The sequence below is a fragment of the Halomicronema hongdechloris C2206 genome (assembly GCF_002075285.3).
Classification (GTDB): Bacteria; Cyanobacteriota; Cyanobacteriia; order Phormidesmidales; family Phormidesmidaceae; genus Halomicronema_B; species Halomicronema_B hongdechloris.
In genome coordinates, this window is record NZ_CP021983.2 from 2,191,199 (window position 1) to 2,212,903 (window position 21,705).

At 55.7% G+C, this 21,705-nt stretch carries 18 protein-coding genes and 3 pseudogenes; 13 read left to right on the top strand and 8 right to left on the bottom strand.

The features are described 5' to 3' along the window. Window positions 1–393: 393 nt before the first annotated feature. Window positions 394–2,841: a phenylalanine--tRNA ligase subunit beta gene (gene pheT / locus XM38_RS09900; RefSeq protein WP_088429693.1), complete on the top strand. Its 2,448-nt coding sequence runs from the start codon at window positions 394–396 to the stop codon at window positions 2,839–2,841. Between the two features lie 33 nt (window positions 2,842–2,874). Further along, on the top strand, window positions 2,875–4,101 hold the full coding sequence (locus tag XM38_RS09905) for an acetate/propionate family kinase (protein WP_088429695.1): 1,227 nt from the start codon (window positions 2,875–2,877) through the stop codon (window positions 4,099–4,101). A gap of 137 nt (window positions 4,102–4,238) precedes the next feature. Here the strand turns inward: XM38_RS09905 and XM38_RS09910 are convergent, their stop codons facing one another. The 4 genes from XM38_RS09910 to XM38_RS09925 form a co-directional block, all read right to left on the bottom strand. Continuing rightward, complete coding sequence (locus XM38_RS09910) at window positions 4,239–5,189, bottom strand: RluA family pseudouridine synthase (protein ID WP_088429697.1); 951 nt, start codon at window positions 5,187–5,189, stop codon at window positions 4,239–4,241. A gap of 37 nt (window positions 5,190–5,226) precedes the next feature. Next, window positions 5,227–6,207, bottom strand: coding sequence for a hormogonium polysaccharide biosynthesis glycosyltransferase HpsN (gene hpsN / locus XM38_RS09915; RefSeq protein ID WP_088429699.1), 981 nt, complete (start codon window positions 6,205–6,207; stop codon window positions 5,227–5,229). A gap of 65 nt (window positions 6,208–6,272) precedes the next feature. Then, complete coding sequence (gene hpsL, locus XM38_RS09920) at window positions 6,273–8,015, bottom strand: hormogonium polysaccharide biosynthesis protein HpsL (protein WP_088429701.1); 1,743 nt, start codon at window positions 8,013–8,015, stop codon at window positions 6,273–6,275. 179 nt (window positions 8,016–8,194) lie between these two features. Further along, a complete protein-coding gene (locus XM38_RS09925) occupies window positions 8,195–9,466 on the bottom strand; it encodes a pentapeptide repeat-containing protein (protein ID WP_080809649.1) in 1,272 nt (423 codons plus the stop codon). A gap of 339 nt (window positions 9,467–9,805) precedes the next feature. Between XM38_RS09925 and XM38_RS09930 the strand changes: the two are divergent. The 11 genes and pseudogenes from XM38_RS09930 (at window position 9,806) to XM38_RS09980 (ending at window position 19,479) form a co-directional block, all read left to right on the top strand. Then, window positions 9,806–11,345: pseudogene (locus XM38_RS09930) on the top strand (site-2 protease family protein). A gap of 94 nt (window positions 11,346–11,439) precedes the next feature. Continuing rightward, on the top strand, window positions 11,440–11,994 hold the full coding sequence (locus XM38_RS09935; protein WP_080809652.1) for a gamma-glutamylcyclotransferase family protein: 555 nt from the start codon (window positions 11,440–11,442) through the stop codon (window positions 11,992–11,994). Window positions 11,995–12,008: 14 nt separating this feature from the next. Further along, on the top strand, window positions 12,009–12,776 hold the full coding sequence (locus XM38_RS09940; RefSeq protein WP_088429703.1) for a DUF3153 domain-containing protein: 768 nt from the start codon (window positions 12,009–12,011) through the stop codon (window positions 12,774–12,776). 103 nt (window positions 12,777–12,879) lie between these two features. Continuing rightward, a complete protein-coding gene (locus XM38_RS09945; protein WP_080809656.1) occupies window positions 12,880–13,245 on the top strand; it encodes a lipopolysaccharide assembly protein LapA domain-containing protein in 366 nt (121 codons plus the stop codon). 28 nt (window positions 13,246–13,273) lie between these two features. Beyond that, window positions 13,274–14,140 carry a segregation/condensation protein A gene (locus tag XM38_RS09950; RefSeq protein ID WP_080809659.1) on the top strand — a complete coding sequence of 289 codons (867 nt, stop codon included), beginning with the start codon at window positions 13,274–13,276 and terminating at the stop codon, window positions 14,138–14,140. Window positions 14,141–14,396: 256 nt separating this feature from the next. Further along, window positions 14,397–15,560 carry a sugar phosphate nucleotidyltransferase gene (locus XM38_RS09955; RefSeq protein WP_088429705.1) on the top strand — a complete coding sequence of 388 codons (1,164 nt, stop codon included), beginning with the start codon at window positions 14,397–14,399 and terminating at the stop codon, window positions 15,558–15,560. 347 nt (window positions 15,561–15,907) lie between these two features. Next, window positions 15,908–16,768: a DUF4382 domain-containing protein gene (locus tag XM38_RS09960; RefSeq protein ID WP_080809660.1), complete on the top strand. Its 861-nt coding sequence runs from the start codon at window positions 15,908–15,910 to the stop codon at window positions 16,766–16,768. After that, window positions 16,765–17,217 (top strand): carboxypeptidase-like regulatory domain-containing protein, encoded by a 453-nt coding sequence (locus tag XM38_RS09965; RefSeq protein ID WP_080809662.1) that lies wholly within the window; start codon window positions 16,765–16,767, stop codon window positions 17,215–17,217. The genes XM38_RS09960 and XM38_RS09965 overlap by 4 nt, the downstream gene beginning before the upstream one ends. Next, window positions 17,217–17,867 carry a cobalt transporter CbiM gene (gene cbiM / locus XM38_RS09970; RefSeq protein WP_088429706.1) on the top strand — a complete coding sequence of 217 codons (651 nt, stop codon included), beginning with the start codon at window positions 17,217–17,219 and terminating at the stop codon, window positions 17,865–17,867. Before XM38_RS09965 ends, cbiM begins: the two co-directional genes overlap by 1 nt. Before the next feature lie 2 nt (window positions 17,868–17,869). After that, a complete protein-coding gene (gene cbiQ, locus XM38_RS09975) occupies window positions 17,870–18,673 on the top strand; it encodes a cobalt ECF transporter T component CbiQ (protein ID WP_080809664.1) in 804 nt (267 codons plus the stop codon). Then, complete coding sequence (locus XM38_RS09980; RefSeq protein ID WP_225889273.1) at window positions 18,670–19,479, top strand: energy-coupling factor ABC transporter ATP-binding protein; 810 nt, start codon at window positions 18,670–18,672, stop codon at window positions 19,477–19,479. Before cbiQ ends, XM38_RS09980 begins: the two co-directional genes overlap by 4 nt. 77 nt (window positions 19,480–19,556) lie before the next feature. Here XM38_RS09980 and XM38_RS09985 read toward each other — a convergent pair whose 3' ends face one another. The 4 genes and pseudogenes from XM38_RS09985 to XM38_RS10005 form a co-directional block, all read right to left on the bottom strand. After that, entirely contained in the window at window positions 19,557–20,180 is a 624-nt protein-coding gene (locus XM38_RS09985) for a thiaminase II/PqqC family protein (protein WP_088429708.1), read from the bottom strand. Window positions 20,181–20,286: 106 nt separating this feature from the next. Further along, window positions 20,287–20,388: pseudogene (locus XM38_RS28875) on the bottom strand (L-serine ammonia-lyase, iron-sulfur-dependent, subunit alpha); the annotation flags it as partial. 492 nt (window positions 20,389–20,880) lie between these two features. Next, window positions 20,881–21,072 (bottom strand): annotated as a pseudogene (locus XM38_RS10000) (YbaK/EbsC family protein); the annotation flags it as partial. A gap of 14 nt (window positions 21,073–21,086) precedes the next feature. After that, window positions 21,087–21,605, bottom strand: a complete 519-nt coding sequence (locus XM38_RS10005) for a GNAT family N-acetyltransferase (RefSeq protein ID WP_080809674.1) — start codon at window positions 21,603–21,605, stop codon at window positions 21,087–21,089. Between the last annotated feature and the right edge of the window lie 100 nt (window positions 21,606–21,705).

The window sequence follows — 21,705 nt, forward strand, 5'->3', positions numbered from 1 at the left end:
TTACTCTAATTATTCCCTTACTCGTACGGGGACTGAACGCCCTAGGAGGACAAAAATCTGTGAAGAGTCGCTGAAGTTTGGCGATGGACAGGGCTTATCCCCGCATTTACGGGATAACTATCCTTGGAAAGTCAGCTCAACTTGCCACCGGTGGCGTTTGCGCGGAGGCCCTGTTTAGGAGGGGGGTGTTATTTTGCAGATGAGGGGTGGTATCACGCCAAATCCCCCAGGTATTGACCTGGGCTAAGGAGGGTGGCGACGGTAGAATAGATTGGCCTGATCCAGTCATGACTGCATGGCTAAATACAGCCTGCATCGGTACAGCCGGCATCGGTCAGGCTGGTGACTAGGTTAGCCTTTAGGTTTCCCATCGAACATTGCCCTTAGCTGCTGATGCGCATTTCCCTGAACTGGTTAACTGAGCTGGTAGACAGCCAACTCACTCCCACGGACCTAGCCGATGCCCTGACTATGGCTGGGTTTGAAGTGGAGGACATCGAAGATCGGCGAGCCTGGGCTGATGGGGTAATTGTGGGGCGCGTGATCGCCTGTGACCCCCATCCGGATGCGGATAAGCTGAGCGTTTGCCAGGTCGATACGGGGGCCGAGGCGCCGGTATCCATTGTCTGTGGTGCTACCAATGTGCGTGCTGGCGTTTATGTCCCTGTAGCCACCGTGGGCACTTATTTGCCGGTGGTTGATTTGACGATCAAGGCTCGTAAATTGCGGGGAGTCCCGTCGGCAGGCATGATTTGTTCTTTGGCAGAACTAGGACTGGAAAAGGAGGCGGAAGGAATTCACATTTTCCAGCAGTCGGAGCTAACTGTCGGCGAAGATGCACGACCTTGGTTGGGGCTAGATGATGTCATTTTAGAGCTAACCTCGACGGCGAATCGGGCCGATGCCCTGAGTATGGTTGGCATTGCCCGGGAAATAGCTGCGATCGCACAGGTCCCCCTACGCCTACCCACCCCCTCATCCCCATCGCTGGATAATGGGCCCCAGTCCTTACAGATCGAGCTGCCGGATGCTAAGGCATGCCCCATCTATATCGGCACCGTACTGGAGAACTTGCAGGTGGGGCCTTCTCCTGCCTGGCTACAGCAGCGATTGCAGGCGGCAGGCACTCGCCCCATTAACAATGTGGTCGATATCACCAACTATGTGTTGTTGGAATGGGGACAGCCCCTGCATGCCTTTGATCGGGACCGACTGCAAGCGGTAGCTGCAGGCACTGGCCTCAGCCTAGGGGTACGCTACGCCAAGGCGGATGAGTCGCTGCAGACCCTAGATGGGCAGATGCGATCGCTGTCGCCAGATACCCTCTTGATCACGGCTAATGATCAGCCCGTGGCCTTGGCTGGAGTCATGGGAGGAGAGGCTACTGAGGTTAACCAGACAACCGCGGCCGTTATGTTGGAAGCCGCCTATTTTGATGCGGCTGCCATTCGCCGCTCAGCCCGTAGCCAGGGGCTCCGCACCGAAGCGTCGGCCCGCTACGAGCGTGGGGTGAACCCGGCTGAATTGACCCTGGCCTGCAACCGAGCCTTGCAACTCCTACAGGACTTGGCTGGGGCGAATCCCGTCAGCCAGACCATCGGCCGTACTGCCAGTGGTGATATCGTTCCCAGTCGCACCCTAGAACTACGATTGGACCGGGTACATCAGATATTGGGACCCGTCACTAACATCACCCCCGGGGCAGCCTGTCCCCTGCCAGAACAGCAGATCCAACAAATTTTAGCTCGGTTAGGGTGTCAGGTGGGGCCCACGGAGCAAGACCGAGTCTGGACGGTCACGGTGCCTGCCTACCGCTATCGAGATCTGGAGCGGGAAATTGATTTGATCGAAGAAGTCGCTCGACTCTATGGCTATAATCACTTCGCCGATACCCTGCCCCAGGAAGCCAGTGGGGGTGGACTCTCGGCTGAGGCTGTTCTGGCCCAATCGTTACGGGCCGCATTGCGGGCTGCCGGTTTGACCGAGCTCATGCACTACTCCCTGACCAAGCCAGAATCTCCGCAACAGGTCCTGCTGGCCAACCCCCTCTTTGCTGAATATTCGGCCCTGCGCCCGAATCTGATCGATGGGCTCATCGATGCCTTTCAGTTCAACCTCGAGCAGGGTAATGGTCCCCTCAACGGATTTGAGATAGGTCGGGTGTTCTGGCGAGACGACACCCAGGTGCGTGAGGCTCAACAGGTCAGTGGCATCATCGGCGGCGATCCCCGGCAGGGGCGTTGGACTACGGGGGGACGGGAGCAACCCCTCTCTTGGTATGAGGCTAAAGGCTTATTAGAATCGGTGTTTCAGCGACTCGATCTCCAGGTTGATTACCGTCGCGATCATCAGGATTCACGACTGCATCCGGGCCGCACGGCCAGTCTTTGGGTGCGGGGGCAGCAGCGGTTAGGTACTTTCGGTCAATTGCATCCCCAATTGCGGCAGCGGCGGGAATTGCCAGCATCGGTCTATGTCTTTCAGTTGGACTGGCAGCTGCTGGTCACCTGTTTGGCCACCGAGCGGCGCCAGGCTAGGACATTTAAGCCCTATAGCGCTTTCCCAGCGTCAGATCGCGATATTGCCTTCTTTGCTCCGGTGGAGGTACCCGTGGCTGATTTACAGCGACTCATGAGTAAAACCGGCGGTCCGCTACTGGAGTCGGTTACCCTATTTGATGAATATCGTGGAGAGAATGTGCCTGCAGGGCAGCGGAGTCTGGCTTTTCGCTTAGTCTATCGGGCCCTAGATCGGACGCTGACCGAAGACGACATTGAGCCCATCCATCAGAACGTCCGAGATGTTCTGGAGCAGCAATTCCAGGTGAGTTTACGCAGTTAAGCTGCACTCTATGCCGCACTTTTCCCAGATGTCATGGCTGGCGATCGCATCTTAGTTCTCAATGCCGGTTCGAGCAGCTGTAAGGGGGCGCTTTACCAGGTGCCATCTCCGTCTGCAGCTGTGGTTCCCGAGCCTCTCTGGCGAGGACAGTTGAGTTGGGGGCGCCAGGGGAACCAGGCCGATCTGGCTGTAACTACTCAGCAAGGAACGACTCTGAAACGTACCCTGGCCGTGGCTCAGCCTTTAGAGCACTTGGAGGAGTTATTGGTAACTCTGTGGCAAGGGGAAACCCAAGTGATTGATAGCCCCGATGATATTGCTGCAGTCGGCCATCGAGTTGTCCATGGTGGTCAGCACTACTGCCAGAGTGTTCCCGTTACCGCTGAGGTAAAACAGATCATTGCCGAACTCGCGCCTTTGGCGCCGACCCACAATCCGGCTAATCTGCGGGGCATTGAGATTTTAGAAACCTTGCTAACCAATTGCCCCCAGGTGGCTGTGTTCGATACGGCTTTTCACACTCAGATGCCAGCGGCGGCGGCCTACTACCCCGGTCCCTATGAGTGGGCTGCCAAAGGGTTGCGTCGCTATGGGTTCCATGGCATCAGCCACCAGTATGTGGCCCATCGGGCGGCTCAATTGCTGGAACGGGACCTAGATGACTTGCGACTGATCACTTGCCACTTGGGTAATGGCTGTTCCTTAGCAGCGGTGCACCGTGGCCATAGCGTCAATACCACCATGGGCTTCACTCCCCTGGAAGGCTTAATGATGGGTAGCCGTTCGGGTAGCCTCGATCCAGGGTTGCTGATTTACTTACTGCGGCAGGAGGGCTATACAGCTGATCAGGTCGATCAGGTCCTGAATCGACAGTCGGGGTTGCTAGGGATTTCGGGCCTCTCTAGTGATCTACGTACCCTGCAGGAGGCCATGGCCCAGGGCCACGGGCGCGCCCAGCTAGCCTTCGACATGTTTATTCATCGACTGCAGACCCATATTGGCGCCATGCTAGCCAGCTTAGGCGGCCTGGATGGTTTAGTCTTTACGGCTGGCATTGGGGAACATAGTCCAGTGGTGTGGCGACGTACCTGCGAGGCCTTGCAATTCCTCAATGTTGTACTGGAAGCCGACTTGACCCCTGGGGATGAAGACATGGCGATTCAGGCTCCTGGTTCTGCTGTGCCGGTGTTGGTTATCCATACCCAGGAAGAATGGGCCATCGCTCGAGAATGTGTGACGGTCTTGGCGACCATGGCATGACGTAGTGAGAGGTAGAGGGTAGAGAGTAAAAGGATAAATTGAACCCTGACTACACCAGGATCTCAGTCATCCAAGCTGTCCTAACCCACTACACCTTTGCCTCCCCTACTTCTTTGGTCCTACTTCTTTGCTCTGAGTCAATGCGGCGTGAGTCGAAAGGGGGATTGGCCACACCGTTGGGCTAGCACTGCCAACAAGGTTTGAAAGTGCTCCGGTAAGGGTGCGATCGCAACCACCAGTTCCTCTGACACTGGGTGACGCAGTGCCAATCGCACCGCATGGAGAGCCTGGCCTGGCAGATTTACCCCCACCGATCGCCGGGGACCGTACACCGTATCCCCGACAAGGGGATGGCCCCTGGCGGCACTATGGACCCGAATTTGATGGGTACGGCCAGTGTCTAAGCGAAATCGCACCAGCGTAAAGTTGCCCAGGCGCTGCTCAGTTTGCCAATGGGTGACGGCCTCTCGGCCGCCCTGCTCCTGTGCCACAATAGCCTGTTTCTTGCGATCGATGGGATGGCGGCCAATGGGAGCATCGATGGAGCCCCACTCTTCCTCAAACGTCCCGTAAATCACCCCCAAATACTCCCGGCGAGCTGTCTTCGCCTTGAGTTGAGCTTGCAGTTGCCAATGGGCCAATTCGGTCTTGGCTACCACCATGGCGCCAGTCGTATCTTTATCCAACCGGTGGACGATGCCGGGCCGCTGCACCCCACCAATGCCCAGCAGGCTCTCACCACAATGGGCCAGGACAGCATTCACCAGGGTACCGCTGCTGTGGCCTGGCGCCGGATGCACCACCATACCAGCTGGTTTATTCACAATCAGCAAGTGCTCATCTTCGTAGAGAATCTCTAATGGAATGGGCTCAGGTGCTAGCTTTAAAGGCTGTGTCGGCGGAATCGTCAACTGCACCACATCCCCCAGATGCACCATCGCATTCTTATCAGTGCAGAGGCGGTGGTTAACGGCCACCCAATGGCCATCAATGAGTTTCTGAATGCGACTACGGGACAGATCCGGCACTTGCACCGCTAACCAACGGTCGAGCCGCTGGGGCGGAGTTGCCTCGACAACCAGTTCAATCGTATGGTCGGCAATCGTAGGGACGCTGAACGCAGTGTTAGATCATCGTATCACTGGCCTGGGTATAGACTCTCTCCCCGGATCGCCAGGTCTTCAGGAGAGTGACTGCGGCATCTAAAAAGCCGAGACCGTAGAAAATGGCGCGGCTGATGATCTTGATGGGAGAACCACTCTTGTTGCAAGGGGGATGACCTAGCACATGGCAATCAAACAGCCGGGCAAATAATCGCAGCGCCTGGAGCAGCGTCAGGTTTTTCAAGGCCATCAAGAAATGGTTGTGATAGAAAGTGACCTGGTATTTCAGCGAGCGAGTACTGATATCATGGCAACCTCCGGTTTCTTCCCCCAGATGGACCAAGTGGGCAGTAGGGTCGTACCAGACAATCAACCCCGTTTGCCGTAGACGCAGACAAAAGTCTGACTCTTCCCGCACAGCATTGCCGCGAAACCGCTCATCAAACCAAAGGCCGAACTTATCGAAGACGTCACGCCTAAAGGACATATTGCAGCCGCGAGCCGTTAACACCTGCTGGGGTTTTACGGTATGCACCAAGTCAATGTAATACCAGGCAATACCTGGATCCATTGCCTGCGGTGGTAAGGTCTCAATGGCTAAATCGGGTCGTGAATTGGCCAATTTCATCCGGTCGAATACTCGCCCAGCCACGGCTCCGATTTCGGGACGGCTGGCATAGTTTCGGGCGTGGGCCTGAAGATAGCCTGGGGGTAACTCCACATCGTCATCGATGAACAGAATAATCTCTCCCCGGCAGCGAGCCACACCATAGTTGCGAGCTGCAGGCAGACTAGCCCAATCGACTCGATATAGCGCAATGGTCCCCTCATCCGCCCAACGATTAAGGACTGCTTCGGTCTCCGGGTGATGCTGGCCGCTCTGATCGACCACGATCACCTCGAAGTCGGGGTAATCTTGGCGCAGCAAGCTCTCGAGGCTAGAGATGAGCACTCGCTCACGCTGGTAGGTGGGAATAATGACGGAGATAGCAGGGCAGGACACGGCGATTATTCCTTGCAGAGTCAACCAACGGCATTGAGGCAGCAGTTTGATACACAGGTTCTTGGTTATCCAAAGTCGCCGGCGGTCACTTGGGCCTGCAACTGCTTCAATTCTCGGGGAGATAATTTTCGTTTCTGGGCCAGGGCTTCTAATCGTTGTCGAATTCGCTCTTGCTTGTCGATCTCAGGTAATTTCAGGGTAATACCAGCCGCTAACCAGTAATAGACATTCACGGGGTCGACATCGAGGGGATAGTAATAGGGAAAGTAGCTGATGAAGAGTACGAATACCCACATGGAGGCAGCATAGCCTCGCAGATTAGGATCCTTGATCGAGCGATAGGCTTTGAAGGTGGCTATGGTCAAGACAGTGTACAGGCCTAACACCGCCAGGATACCTAAGGGGCCAATTTCAAATAGCAGCTTGGAATGATAGGTTTCAATCAAGCTGGTCTCACCAAAGATACGAGCGGCATTGGTGCCACGGCCTAAGCCCCTGCCTAGAATGCCCTCTTGGTTTTCCATGGCCCATTGCAATTGCTGCATCACAAATTCATGGGGCGGCGAGGCTTCCCAGCGAGCTTGGAAACTGGCAATTCGTTCATTTACGATGGCGGGGTTGCGAATCATCAACACCGTGAGAATGAAACCCAGGCCAATTCCCACGGGAATAAATCGCTTTAAGTTGGCCACTTGTCCGGTCAAGATTAAGAGGCCAACCACCGTTATCGGGACCATGATCAAGGCGATCCGTTGCCCTGATACAACGGCCAGCACGGCCACCGATACCAGAGAAATCAAGCCAATCAGGCGCCAGAATGGAGAGCGATCGCTGAAGGCGGTGCCAAAGCCGAAAAACCCACTGGAAATCAAGAACCATCCCCACTGCCAGGGAGCCACAAAGGTGCCAGGCAGTCGAATTTGCCCATGCTCTGGGGAGTAAAGCAATGAGCCCCCAACAAAGCAACGGGCATCGAGGGAGGCCTTAAAGAGTTGCTCACCTGTGCCGGTAGTACCTTGGCATTGACCGGTTTTCAGCATTAAATACTGAAGCAGCCCCAAGGCACAGCAAGCAATCACCAAGACCACTTGAACCCGTAATAGAAAGTAGAGGTCCTCGCGATTGCGAATCAGATAGTAAATACAGGGAATCAATGGCAGATAACCTAGCAGAATTTTGAGTCCCAGAATCCCCATTAGAATGGGTTTCTCACTGCCTCCAGAGGCCAGCTGCTGGGGACCGTTAACAAACAGCAGGGTCATTACCGAGATGGTTAACAGGATGGCTAGGGGCGCCTTAATGGAATTGGGAAGAATAAAGGGTTGCCGCTTGCGCTGACAGAACTGAAATACGCCGATTAACGCTGGTATGTAGATGGCATCCTTGGCTAACTGCAGAATGCTACTGCCGCCCAGGGCATAGGTAACGGTGCCGCTGAAAGGCAGATAAATGATAAAGGCGAAGATTGCCTGGCGGGGATATTTGAATGATAGGGTCAAGCAGAGTAGAGCGACTAGGGCGCCTACCCCGAGCTTGGGTTCTAGGAAGATACCGACTAGCAGGGCCACTAACCCTGAAAAGATAATAGCCCCGACGGTGTATTGAATCAGGGCACGCTTGGCCTTAGCAGCGGCTCTGTCTCGAGCCTGGGCTTCCCGCTTAGACAGGGGCTGTGGCCCTAGCTCTTCTGGGGTATCACTGGCGGTTGGCGCCGGGGCTGACGCTTGGGAGTCACGGCGTCCTCGGACGCGTCTGACCTTGCTCCGGGAAGGGTGCGATCGCATCTGAAACTTGCGGGTCCTAACCATGGTTCCCTATCGGTTGCCTGTTGCCACTTTACTCAATGCCTAGATCCTTAGCTTAATCTTGAGGGCTTCCCTACCCTAGCTAGGTCTAATCTTCGTACAGGATGCCCAAATATTTGCCAATCTTTCATACCCTGGCGAGACAGCTAGGGCTACCTACGCAGTTTTACTGGTGTCTTGCCTCAACGGCCCAAGCGATTCGGGATGGCATGGCAACCACCAGGAATGGTGGTGCGGCTTTTCTCGCCAGCCCAGGCGCAACAGTAATGACGCTGCTCCTCCGACAGGCGCCGCACCCTGGTAAAGTCAACTCCCTCAACCACGGCCCCGGTGTAGGCACCTGTGATGTAATCTGGCAGTTCGTTGCGACTGCGAGGGGAAGCCTGGTCTACCGCTCCCCAGAAAAATCGAGTGCCCATCACATCGGCTGCGGCTAGGGTAGCTTGGTAGAGAACAGTCCGGGTCAAATTGGCTTTGACCAGATCACAGTCGGCTAAATTAGTGCGTACCAGGTTGGCATCACTGAGATCGCTCCAGCGTAAATCTGTCTTAGCGAGATCGCTGCTGGCTAGCATCGCTCCCAGATCAATGACCCGGATGCCGTGTTGCCAGTCTTCCTCATAGCCCCCCATGCCATCTAGAATCGGCCGCCCCAGGCGCCTATCCCGCCGCAGGGGGGTGAGTAGCTTGGACTGAGAGAGAAACCGAATCACCTTGGCCTTACCCGTGGCATCAACGCTACTGAGGATGGCGGCCGTCCTCGCTTCGGCAATGATGCGCTCCTGAGGCCAATCCTCTAAAAGGCCCTCATCATCGAGAACTAGCTCTGAAATGCCCTGGAAGAAGGCATCAATGGTCTGCTGTTGGGTAATGCGGTTTTGCTGGGTGGTTAAGTCGCGGGAAATGATGTACTGCCGCCAGGCAACATAAACTGCCAGCAGGGCAATTAAGATTTGGCCAAAGGCCCCCACAAAGTCGCCAAGGGCCCCCACGACATCCCAGCGGATAGTACGTCCCCAGGCCAGGAGTTGGCGATTCAGGCCGAGACTGTGCATCAAACCCAACAGTCCCAGCAGACCTCCAGGCAGGGCAATTAGCATAGTTTGTTGCTGGCTAGATAGATCCGCTAGAAAAGACAGCAACAAGGGCAATAGCAGCCGCAGGGAACTCCCCAATGCCACCCATGAGCCGAGCAGCACGAGCCAATTACTCTGAGTCATGAGGCCAAACCCCAAAGCGGCCAATGCTAAGAGCAGGATTGCAGTTGACGATAGGGGCGGCAGTGGCAGCACCGCAGGCTCGACGGTGGTGTCTGCAGGGGGCGCAGTACTCGTTGCCGAGGTAGTCTCATCGATGGCGTCAGGGATCGGGGTTGGGGGGATGTTTTCCCCAGACGTCGTCGCAGCAGTCTCTTGAGACGACGAGGAAGGCTCAGGAAATGACGGTGGCGTCATAGGACAAGCTAGAAATCCCTAGTTGGGTTGAGAATTTGGCGATACATAGTGATTCTTGCTCACTGTATATCTCTCTTGCCAATGGCGACAATGGCGGCATGGGGCCAGAAAGATGGCTTTGCCATCAATGGCTGGCAAGGGGGCGGCGGATATCCGAACTCTTGATCGGACTGCTAAGAGCACTGCTCCGGTAGAGTATTGGTAGGGATTTAGACGCCTATGGGTTCACTGGAGGGGGGCGTCAGACGGGGGCTAAGGGCGGCATCAGTGTCGGCACTCCCGTCGCGTCGTAGATCTAGAGGCAACAAGCTAGAGGCAACAAGAGGCAACATCGGCATCATGGTGACGATTCTGATTCTATCGGTTGCGATCGCACTATTGGTCTGGGGATTTTTGCGAGCTCGTCCCTACGGCAAAATCGGTATTCTTGCCTGGCTGCAATCCGCGACACTGATGGCTCCCTGGCTGCTGTTTTTCGGCCTATTCGCCGCAGGCATTTATCTCAATCTGGCGGTCCGTCCTGGGATTACTGATTCTCTCAGCCGGCATCTATATCTATTTAGGACGGCGGCTGCGAGCCTTAGGGGAAGACGAACTGGCGAAACGACGGGCAGCCATGGCCACTGCCAAAGATACTGCCAAAGATACTGCCAAAGATACTGACAGTGCTAGTGCCACTGCAGACGCTGAGGCGGCCACTGAGGCGTCTGAGTCCGATCAAGCTAGCGCCTCGGCTGCAGCCGCCCCCCCAGAGTCCCCTTCCATCTCCATCCCAGCCGAAGAGCTCAGCGCCATAGAAGGCATCTTTGGCATCGACACGTTCTTTCGCACCGAGACGATTCCCTACCAAGAGGGGGCCATCTTTCGCGGCAACCTGCGGGGGGAGCCAGAGGCCACCCGAGTCAAGCTCTCCTCCCTGTTACAGGAGCGACTCGAGCATAAGTATCGATTATTTCTGGTAGAAAATACCGAAGGCAAACCGGTGGTGGTGGTACTGCCCAGTAGTGTTGAGCCCGCTAAGACGACGCCGACACAGATTGGCCTGGCCGTGGTACTGGGGCTGGCGACCTTGGCTACCAGCTTCGAGACCGGCGGAATTTTACAGGGCTTTGACCTATTACAGTCTCCTCAGCGGTGGACAGAAGCCTTCCCCATTGCCCTGGGATTAGCCTTAATCCTGGGGACCCACGAGCTGGGTCATCGGCTGTTGGCTCGCCGCCATGACGTCAAGCTGGGTCCACCCTTTTTTATTCCAGCCTGGCAGATCGGCTCCTTTGGCGCCCTGACCCGGTTTGAATCCCTATTGCCGAACCGTTCCGTCCTCTTCGATGTGGCCTTGGCTGGGCCTGCTGTCGGCGGGTTAGTGTCTTTACTCATGCTGATCTTGGGCTTGGTGCTGTCCCATCCGGGCAGTTTGTTTCAGATTCCAGCCGAAGTTTTCCAGGGATCAGTGCTGGTTGGATTCCTAGCTCGGGTGGTGTTGGGGGCGGCCTTGCAAGAACCGATGGTGGACGTGCATCCCCTGACGATTATTGGCTGGCTGGGCTTGGTGATTACGGCGCTCAACCTGATGCCAGCTGGCCAGCTGGATGGCGGTCGCATCGTACAGGCCATCTACGGCCGCAAAACGGCGGGTCGCACTACGGTGATCACCTTGATTGTGCTGGCCTTGGTGTCTATCATGAATCCCTTAGCCCTCTACTGGGCGGCGTTAATTCTGCTGTTGCAGCGCACCTTGGAGCGGCCCAGCCTTAACGACTTAACCGAGCCCGATGATGCCCGAGCTGCCCTGGGCTTGCTGGCTTTATTTTTAATGTTGGCCACCCTGCTGCCCCTAACCCCGAGTCTGGCAGGGCGCCTGGGTATCGGGGCCGGATAGGTCATCCCCACAAACTACCCCGTTTATCCCCGCCATAGGGTAGGTTAGGACAACGGGGGGCTGCCGACACCCGATCAATTGCGCGTTCACCACCATGGCTTCTCAATCCCTAGGCGATCCAGTCACAGTTCATCACAGGGCTCAGCAGTTGAGCTGTGAGCAGAGTTTTTATTATTTTGCCTATGGATCGTGTATGTGTCCGGTGGACTTGAAGCGATCTCTGGGAGAGTCAACCCATGGCTATGTAGTCGGTCCGGCCCTGTTACCTGGCTACCGATTAGGGTTTTTCCGCCGTTCCCAGCGCCGGAACTGCGGCGTTTTAGACGTGATTCAAGACGCAGAAGCTCAAGTGCATGGGGTATTGTATCGATTGCCTTGGCGCCTCAGTGCCTGCCTAGATGAGCGAGAAGAAGGGTATTGTCAGCAGCGGGTTACGGTTCACTGCCGAGGGCGCTGCTATCCCCAAACCCGCACCTACACGGTGGTCGACAAGTTGTATCAGGAAATCGCCCCCAATGATTGGTATAGCTCGGTGGTGTTACGGGGGGCCTGGACCTGTGGCTTGCCAGAGCAATACTGTTGGCAGCTCTTCCACCATATCCAGCGGCTGCAGCAGCGGCGATCCCCTGATGTCTGGAGCAGGATCTAGGCCGGGGGGATACGATGAGCCGGGCCGGAAAGCCAACTGTTTTGCCGAAGCTGAGGGGAGGACGCCGATGGCCCTTGCTGTTGCAGATCATCGGGTTGGGGACGTTGTTGCTGCTGCTCTCTGGCTGTGTTCGCTATGACGTCAGCATTCAGTTTGACCGCCAAACTCGTGGGCAGATTGTTCAACATGTGCACCTAACGCAGCGAGCCGCAGCGGTTGCTGCCGATGAGGTGGCCCTTTGGAGACAACAGTTGCAGGCCCGGGCTCAAGCCCTAGGGGGACGGGTGCGTTCTCCATCGACAGCCGATATGGATATCGTGTTGCCGTTTCACAATGGGGCCGAGTTGACGCGGGTCTTTAATCAGTTTTTTCAGCCAGAGGCCGATTGGCAGGCGGTGGGACTCCCCCAGGTGGCAACGATGCAGGCTCAGTTATCCTTGCAACAGGGAAATTGGCTGGTGGCAATCCGCAATCATTTTGTGGTGGAGGTGGATTTACGGGATGTCCCTGAACTGTCGCCGCTGCCTGAGACATGGATGTCACGCCCTTGGCTGGATTTACGATTTGCCTGGCAAACCCCCTGGGGCCTGACGGTGAGGGAGACGACCACGGTGCCGCCGCTCTCTAAGCAAGACGGGGTGGCCCAGTGGCGATTGCGGCCAGGGCAGGTGAATTATTTGGAGGGGATAGTCTGGGTGCCCAGCTGGGTTGGCATCGGCACCCTTGCGATCGCAACCCTGGTGGCCTTGGGTTGGGGGATAAAATACCGGTTGCGAAACTGATGTTGAGACAGCTCACTTCTAGGGCAAGGGGAGGGTATAGTGAAGGCTGAGTAATCCCCCCGACGGGTAGATTTTTTTTGGTGTGTAAGGAGGTGTAGACCCCATGCGGCAGCTGAATTTTGTTGTCATTTTCGTCATCTGTCTGGCCTTGGTTCTGTTCGGCATTGAGAACACCGAACCAGCCGTCATCCACATCGTACGTGGTGTTGAGATTGAGGCTCCCCTATCGATAGAACTAATTATGGCCATGGGGGTGGGGGCCGTCCTAGCTTGGGTCTTTAGCGTCTGGGTGCAATTGCAAGGATTCTTTTCAGTCAACAAACAGATGCAACAGCGAGAGGTGCGCATCCAGCAGCTAGAAGAAGACGTCGAGCGCTATCGGGTGGAACTGGAAGAGCAGAAGTTGATGCTGCCAGCCTCTAAGGCGGCTCAGGAAGAGGGAGACAACACTGAGGCCTTTGTCCAATAGAATGTCTCTAGTGACGGATGAATGAGCTATGGCCCTTTCTCTGGCCCAAACAGCGATCGCATTTCTGATCGATCTGGCCGAACAAGGGGAGATCGATCCCTGGGATGTCAAAGTCATCGATGTCATTGATCGCTTTCTCAGTACCTTGCGATCGCACCTCCCCCCCCCGGTAGCCACGGGTCGAACCGCCCACGAAACCAGTTTGTCGGAAGCGGGTCAAGGCTTTCTCTATGCCTCCATGTTGGTGCTGCTTAAGGCCGATACCCTGGCGCGGGCAGAGACAGAACCCGAGGACCTGTTAGAGTCAGACGAATTCTTCGAAGAGGATGCCTTTGCCGCGGCTCCCCTACCCCGGCATCTAGAAAATCATCTCCACCGGCGAGCCGTGGCCACCCCGCCGCAGCGACGACCGGTGACCCTGAATGAGTTAATCGAGCAGCTCGAGACCATTGCCGCCGTCATGGCAGAACATCCCCCCCGAGCCCGAGCCCGGCGGGTGCGATCGCAACCAAAACGGCAGGCCGTGCGCGCCATTGCTCAGTTAGCCCACCAGGAAAATCTCTCCGAAATTGCCGCCGCCCTAGAGACCTTTCTCGACGCCTACTGGGAGCAGCTAGAAGATAGTCTCACCTGGATCGATTTCGAAGATCTGTTGACCCTATGGCCACAGTTTCAGCCAGAGGCACTAAAATCGGGCCATTCCCACACCACTCCCGAAGCCGCCGACATCCATGAACGGGTGGGGGTATTTTGGGGACTCCTGTTTCTCTCGGCCCAGTCCAAGGTGGAACTTTCCCAACGGGAGTTCTATCAAGATCTCAAGGTTCGTAATTTGAAACGGGTGCCTCTCAGTGAGGCCGAAGAAGCCATGCCATCCTATGGGTTGCCTGATTAGCTTGGCCCTAGACATCCTGGCCAAGTTTGAAATTCCTGTTGGCAAACCCTGGAGCCAGCTATGGCTCTGTAAGAACTCTTTGAATTATAGGGCCATCCCTGGGAAGCCTTAGAATCAGTTGATAGCATAGCGAAGTCATTGGCTTCAGACCAAGGCAACCTGAGGGGTATAACGACAGCTTGTTTCAGTTACAGCTGACTCTGTCTTATCTGTCTTATCTGTTGTTGACTATTGTTATAGAGGGGATACGGGATTTATGAAAGCCATGATTCTGGCAGCGGGTAAGGGAACTCGCGTCCGCCCGATCACATACACCATTCCCAAGCCCATGATTCCGATTCTGCAGAAGCCAGTGATGGAATTTCTGCTGGAACTTCTGCGCCAGCATGGCTTCAGCCAAGTCATGGTCAATGTCAGTCACCTGGCCAATGAAATCGAGGGCTATTTTCGAGATGGCCAGCGCTTCGGAGTGGAACTGGGCTACTCCTTCGAAGGCCGCATCGTCGATGGTCAGTTAGTAGGGGAAGCGCGGGGCTCTGCCGGCGGCATGCGCAAAATCCAGGATTTCTATCCCTTCTTTGACGACACATTTATTGTGCTCTGCGGCGACGCCCTGATCGACCTCAACCTCAGCGAAGCGGTGCGGCGTCACCAGGAAAAAGGATCAATTGCCACCATTGTGATGCAATCGGTGCCCCTGAAGCAGGTGCCCAGTTACGGGGTAGTGGTGACCGATGACGACGGTCGGGTCAAGTCCTTCCAGGAAAAACCCAAGGTCGAAGAAGCCCTCAGCACCGACATCAATACCGGCATTTACATCTTCGAGCCCGAGATCTTCGACTACATTCCCTCGGGAGTTGAGTTTGATATCGGCGGTGATTTATTCCCGCGCTTGGTGGCGGCCAATGCCCCCTTCTATGGCATCACCATGGACTTTGAGTGGGTTGATATCGGTAAGGTGCCCGATTACTGGCAAGCGATTCAGGATGTGCTGACCGGCAAAGTAAAGCTGGTCGAGATTCCTGGCAATGAGGTTTGCCCGGGTGTCTATGCCGGCCTCAACGTCAAGGCAAACTGGGATAAGGTCCACATCGAAGGTCCGGTGTATATCGGTGGCATGACTCACATTGAAGATGGGGCGACCATCATTGGCCCCAGCATGATCGGCCCCAATTGTTGCATCTGCAGTGGTGCCATTGTCGATAAGAGTGTCATCTTCGAATACTCCCGCATCGGTCCTGGCGTGCGTCTGGTGGATAAGCTGGTGTTTGGCCGCTATTGTGTGGACAAAACCGGAGCGTCCATTGACATGCAAGCCGCCGCCCTAGACTGGCTGATCACTGATACCCGGCAAGAACTCCCGGCTGAACCGCCAGTAGAGCATCGTGCGATCGCAGAGTTGCTGGGGCAGAAAGCCTGATACTAGCTCTGTACATCCTACCGAGGCCCGCCGAGGGGCAGGGCAAGCTACCCTTATGATTAGGCTGAAAACTATTTGGCCAAAAATTTTTCAATAATCATTTAGCTTCATTTAGCCATGTATTCTGATCACGGGATTACTGCCATCTGTCAATCGCGATTTAATTGGGTTTGAGGCGACCTCAGGATCTTTTTTATTTGTATAGTCTAAGTTGCGGCTAGAGAGATAAAGAGCCCGCAAGTATTAATTCAACCGAATAGTGATATAAGTTGTCCCCCCCTAGGGGGCATTGAATTTTAGCGGGAGTCAACGGTTAACTGACTACAGTTAACGACCACAGGTGAAGCATGCGGCAATTACTCAGAGTGTTTCTAGGCTCTCTGGCGGTAGCAACGGTGATCCAAGGCTGTGCCAGTAATCCTGGAACGCAGGAGGCAACTGAGCCCACCGAGACCACCACCGCAACTACCGCTGCAGCAGGCAGCGGCACTCTCACCATTAAGGCCAATGGTGAAGACTTTGTGCGGCAAGGGTTTGTCACCAAAGACGGCTGGGAGATCCAGTTCGACCATGTCTATGTCACCCTAGCTGAGGTGACCGCTTACCAGAGTGATCCGCCCTTTGATCCAGACTCAGACGCTAGCATCCAAGCCCAAGAGACCGTTAAGAGTGACGCTGCTGTGACGGTTGACTTGGCAGCAGGGAATGCCGACGCTGAACCAATTCAAGTGACTAGCTTAGAGGCACCGGCTGGTCGCTATAATGCCCTGTCCTGGAAGATGGTCGGCGATGCCGAAGGGCCAGCCGGTGGCTATCCGTTGGTATTGCAGGGCACCGCCACTAAAGCTGGCCAAACCATTGACTTCACGATTCAGGTGGCAGAAGAATTGAGCTTTGTCTGTGGCGACTATGTTGGCGAGGAGCGCAAAGGCATGCTCACAGCCACCGACCAGGCCGATTTAGAAGCCACCTTTCACTTCGATCACCTCTTTGGCGATGGGGAAGCCCCCCCTGACGATGAGATCAATACAGGCGCGCTAGGTTTTGAGCCCTTCGCCGCCCTAGCGGAGTCGGGACAGGTGACGGCCGATAGTCAAACCTTGCAGCAGGAATTACCGGCGGCAGAGTACGAGAAATTTATGGAGATCTTGCCTAGCTTGGGCCATGTCGGTGAAGGCCACTGCGACGAGACTGATTTGGCGGCATGAACTACCTGAAGGGGCTACTGCTAGGCAGTGTCAGTGGCATCGCCATTGCTATGCCGGCCTGGGGCCATGGGGTTGATCTAGGCTATCGCCAGACCCAGGCGGTGGAAATTACCGCCACCTTTGACTCCGGTGAACCGATGGCCAATGCCCAGGTGGCAGTGTATGCCCCGGATGACCCCAGTCAACCTTGGCTGACTGGCACAACGGACGAGCAAGGGCGGTTTGTGTTTTCGCCGGACAGAGCTGAAGCGGGAACCTGGGAAGTGACGGTCCGCCAGGCTGGCCATGGTGATGTGATTGCGATTCCCGTAGATGAAGACGCTGGTGCGACGTTGGCAACGACGAGTGGCCATGGCGACCTATCGCCTCTGCAGCGGTGGGTCTTGGCTGCAGCGGTGATCTGGGGCTTTATTGGCACCGCCTTATTCTTTGCGAGAGGCAAGCGCTAGTGCATATTCCCGATGGGATTTTACCGGCTCAGGTGTGTGCGGGAGGCTATGCCATGACTGGCTTGGCTACCTGGTATGCCCTGCGCCAAATTAATCACAAACCCGATCCTACTGCCGAAATCCCCAAAGGGGCTCTGTTGACGGCGGCATTTTTTGTGGCCTCGTCCATCTATATCCCGATTCCGCCTGCCAGTGTGCATCTGATTCTGAACGGGCTGCTGGGAGTGATGCTAGGATATTTTGCCTTCCCGGCGATTTTGATCGGGTTGTTTTTTCAGGCGATTGTCTTGGGCCATGGCGGACTGACGACGCTGGGGGTGAATGCTGTCATGATGGGGATTCCGGCGGTGCTGGCCTATCATCTGTTTCGGTTGCACGATCATTTCGACCGGCGGTTGCCCGCTAGGTGGTCTTTGGCCATCTTTGCTTTTTTGGGGGGGGGCCTGGGGTTAGGCATCACGGCCTTGAGCTTCTTCACTCTAGTCGTGGCGACGGTGCCGGCTGATTTCGATAGCGCGGCAGAAAAGACCGCTATTGTTGGCCTGTTGTTGACTCATCTCCCCTTGATAGGAATTGAGGGGGTATTTACGGCGCTGTTGGTCCTATTCTTGCAGCGGGTCAAACCGGAACTACTGAAGGAATCACCCTAGCCATGGCACCGACATTATCTTTAGATGCCTATACCCGGCTGGAGTCACCCATTCATCGTTGGCAGCCTCGGTTGAAGCTGGTGGGGTTGGTGGCCCTGATTTTTGCCTTTGCTGGGGTGCGACAGTGGGTCTTAGTCTTGCCCATGGTGGTTATTACCCTACTGCTCTACGGACTGTCCCGGCTGCCGTTGCGATTTTTACTGCAGCGGCTACATTATCCAGGCATGTTTATTTTGGCGGTGGTATTGGTGCTGCCCTTTGCTTCGGGAGATACGGTGCTATGGCAGTGGGGCTGGCTCAGCCTGTATTGGGAGGGAGTACTGACCATGGGGTTGGTGGTTTGCCGGTTTCTGGCCATTTTGACGACGGGCTTTATTTTGTTAGGCACGACGCCGTTTTTGAGTCTAATTCAGGCGCTGCGATCCCTAGGGTTGCCGGCCTTGCTGGCGGATATGACCCTATTGGCCTATCGCTATCTCTATGACATCGCCGATACCCTGACGACGATGCAACAGGCGATGCGATTGCGAGGATTGGGTCGGAGTCAGAGGAAGTCGTCATGGCTGCGGTTAGATATGCGGTTGATGCGGCAGTTGGCGTCGTTGACGGGCAGTCTATTGATCCGCAGCTATGAACGCTCGGAACGGGTCTATAAGGCCATGCGGCTACGGGGCTATGGGGTGTCGACTCGCCGTCCTGCAGCGGGTATGCCCTCGGTTGATGGTTACAGTTATTGGGCCACGGCCCTGTCGTTGATGCTGGCGGCCACGTTTATGGTTGTAGAACTGCGAGGAATGGGCCGATGAGTCAGGTATCGATGCCGCCCTCGTCTCTGGTGCACACTCAGCAGGCTCGTCCGGTTGCGATCGCAACGGAACATCTATCCTTCTCCTACGCCGACACTCCCGATGTTCTCGGCGATGTCACCCTAACCATTACCGCCGGGGAGAAGGTAGGGGTAATCGGCCACAACGGCTGTGGCAAGACCACGCTGTTCATGCTGTTGTGTGGGGTCTTGGCTCCCTCGGCGGGAACGGTGCGTCTCTTCGACCAGGTGATACAGCCGGGGCAGTTCCATCCCGACATTGGTCTGTTGTTTCAAGATCCCGACGATCAGTTGTTCTCTACGTCAGTCTGGGAAGACATCGCCTTTGGCCCCAATAACATGAACTTACCTGAGGCGGAAGTGGCCCAACGGGTGCAGCAGGCCATGCAAATGACCGGCACCGAGCCCCTGGCCCAACGCCCCCCCCACCATCTCTCCGGCGGGGAAAAGCAGATGGTGGCCATTGCCGGCTTGCTGGCCATGTGTCCGCGGGTCTTGCTCTACGATGAGCCGACGGCCAATCTAGATTTACGCAGTCGGCGCCGGTTAATTCACTTTCTGCAGCAGGCCCCAGAAACCCTACTGATTGCATCCCACGATTTAGAATTTCTGCTGGAAGTGTGCGATCGCATCCTCCTAATCGACGATGGCCAAGTAAAGGCTGATGGTGTCCCTACAGAGGTCATGGGAGATGGCGCCTTGATGGAACAGCACGGGCTAGAAAAACCCCACTCCCTGATTCCCCACGTTGAGCCCCACCATCCCTGTTCTTCTCAGCCGGAATAACGGCAGAAAACAGAAACCTGCTGGCCCAGCCCTTCCAGGGCATTAACATAGCTCACTCGGAAACCAACAAGAGGAACCTACCCAGCACTAAAGGCCATCTGCCAAAAGTCTCGCTCTAGGGTGGCGACCCGCAAAAATGCTGCTTCCGCCTGACGTTGAGTCATGGCAGAGGTCTCTGCTAAGACCTCATCCGCCTGCTGGGCCAATTGGTTCACATACTCCGTGAATCCAGGATTGCCCCAACGCGCCGCAAATTCTGCATAGGGCTCCGGCATCGGCCCCGGCAGCTGCCAGCCTTGGTTGTAGGCATATTCAATCGCCCATAGCGCCGTCACCTGCACCGGATAGGGAGTGGTGCACAGGCTAGCCATAAACTCCCCATATTGCTGGCAAGTCGACTGCTGCGGTACATCCAACTCTAGCTGCCGCTCCGTAGCTTTGAGTTCGAACCAAGCCAGTTCCTCCTTAAGGGCCGCCAATCCATTCAACAAGACCGGAAAATGATGAAACGGAGCCGCCCCCAATACCCGAGCTAGCATGCGAGTAAATTCCTGCACAAACAGATAATCTTGCACCAGCCAGGTATCGAACTGCACCGGCTGAATGGTGCCCTGCTGGCACTGACGCAGGAAGGGATGCTCAATGCCCTGCTGCCAAATTCTGGCATGATTCCTGAGCAGAGCCTGACAGGTGACGCCCATGGTTACGCTCTCCTAATCATCTCTCCTACGCTAGCAGGCTTGGTTCTCTGTCTTGGGCAACAGCCAGAAAAATCCTAATCGCCTCATCGGCTTAACCCTACTAGACTTAGCACTCAATCACATTCACCGCCAGTCCCCCCCGAGAGGTCTCCTTATAGTTCTCATGCATGTCGGCACCAGTATCCCGCATGGTTTTAATCACCTTGTCGGAGAGTGTTCTGATTTTTGTGTAACCCTCGGTTCTGGGCACGGAAAATCAAGGGTTCCAGGCTGGTCGGAACCCAGTTTGCTGAACACTTCCGGAAAAAGCCCCTCGCTCCCTTGTCGAGGCAACGCGATCTTAAACGACCAACCGACCAGCCCTGCCGCGGGGTCCAGGGCAGTAGGCCGGATTCTGCCCCCGACGCCATCACTCTCCCAAGCCAGGGCTCGTTTCCCGATAAGATGCCAGCGGGCAATGATCGCATCTTCTATGGTCCCTAAGGAGCAAGACTCCGCTAGACAGCCCCTGCATATGGTCATCTCAGAGCAGCTTAGGGGCCATATCGAGTCGGGTAAGTATGAACCAGGCGAACGGTTGCCTAGTGAGTTTGATGCAGTAACGCCGCTATCAACCAGAGCGGCAAGGCGGCATGCATCGAGATTTCGCCGCCTGCGTTCTGCCTGCTACCGTCTGCCCTCCGCCTTCCTAAACCATCCCCTACTTATCCACCGACCTCTGGATCGCCGCCAGTTCAGCCCGACACAGGGCCACCAAATCTGTCGGCGCCAACTCTATCTCTAGCCCCCGCTTACCGGCACTGACATAGATCGAGCCGTGATCCATGGCCGAGGCATCCAACACCATCGCTAACCGTCGTTTTTGCCCTAGGGGACTAATCCCCCCCACCACATTAATCGCAGGAGTCATGCCTCATCCATCCCGTCTGGATACGCCACATCCGTCTCATAGATGGTCATGCCCCGCGCTTGATAATTGCTCAAGGCATGGGGATGATCCAGGGAGCTAATATGGGCCCAAACCCGTTTCCCCTCCCAAGCCCAGGCGCTAGTAATGGCATGGGTGAGTAAAGATCCCTCCAGGCCCTTGCCAACAAAGGCAGGGGTAAAGCCAAAGTAGGTAATCTCAATGGTGTGATGGGCCTGCTTCTGCAATTCAAAATAGCCTGCCGGACAGCCGTCGTAGTAGCCTACCCATGTCCGTAGGTTGGCATCCTCGACATAGTGCTTCCAGTCCAGATCAGACCAGCTATATTTATCCGTCCAACTCCAGTCTCGACCGACAAGATGGTACAAAAATCGATTGTACTCAAACTGAGGAATGGTACATTCGCCAATCCAAAACCGAGGATCAGGGCAATCCTCAGGAATCAAATCCTCGCGATTGCAGATCTCCAAATAGTAGGTAGTCACCGGGCTGCTCATGGTCGTTGCTAGCAACCAATAGGCCACTCCATCAAAAAACCTCTGTGTGGAAACTCTACCGCTTTAGCGCCCTCTACTTCAATGCCTGGAAGTTTCCCTA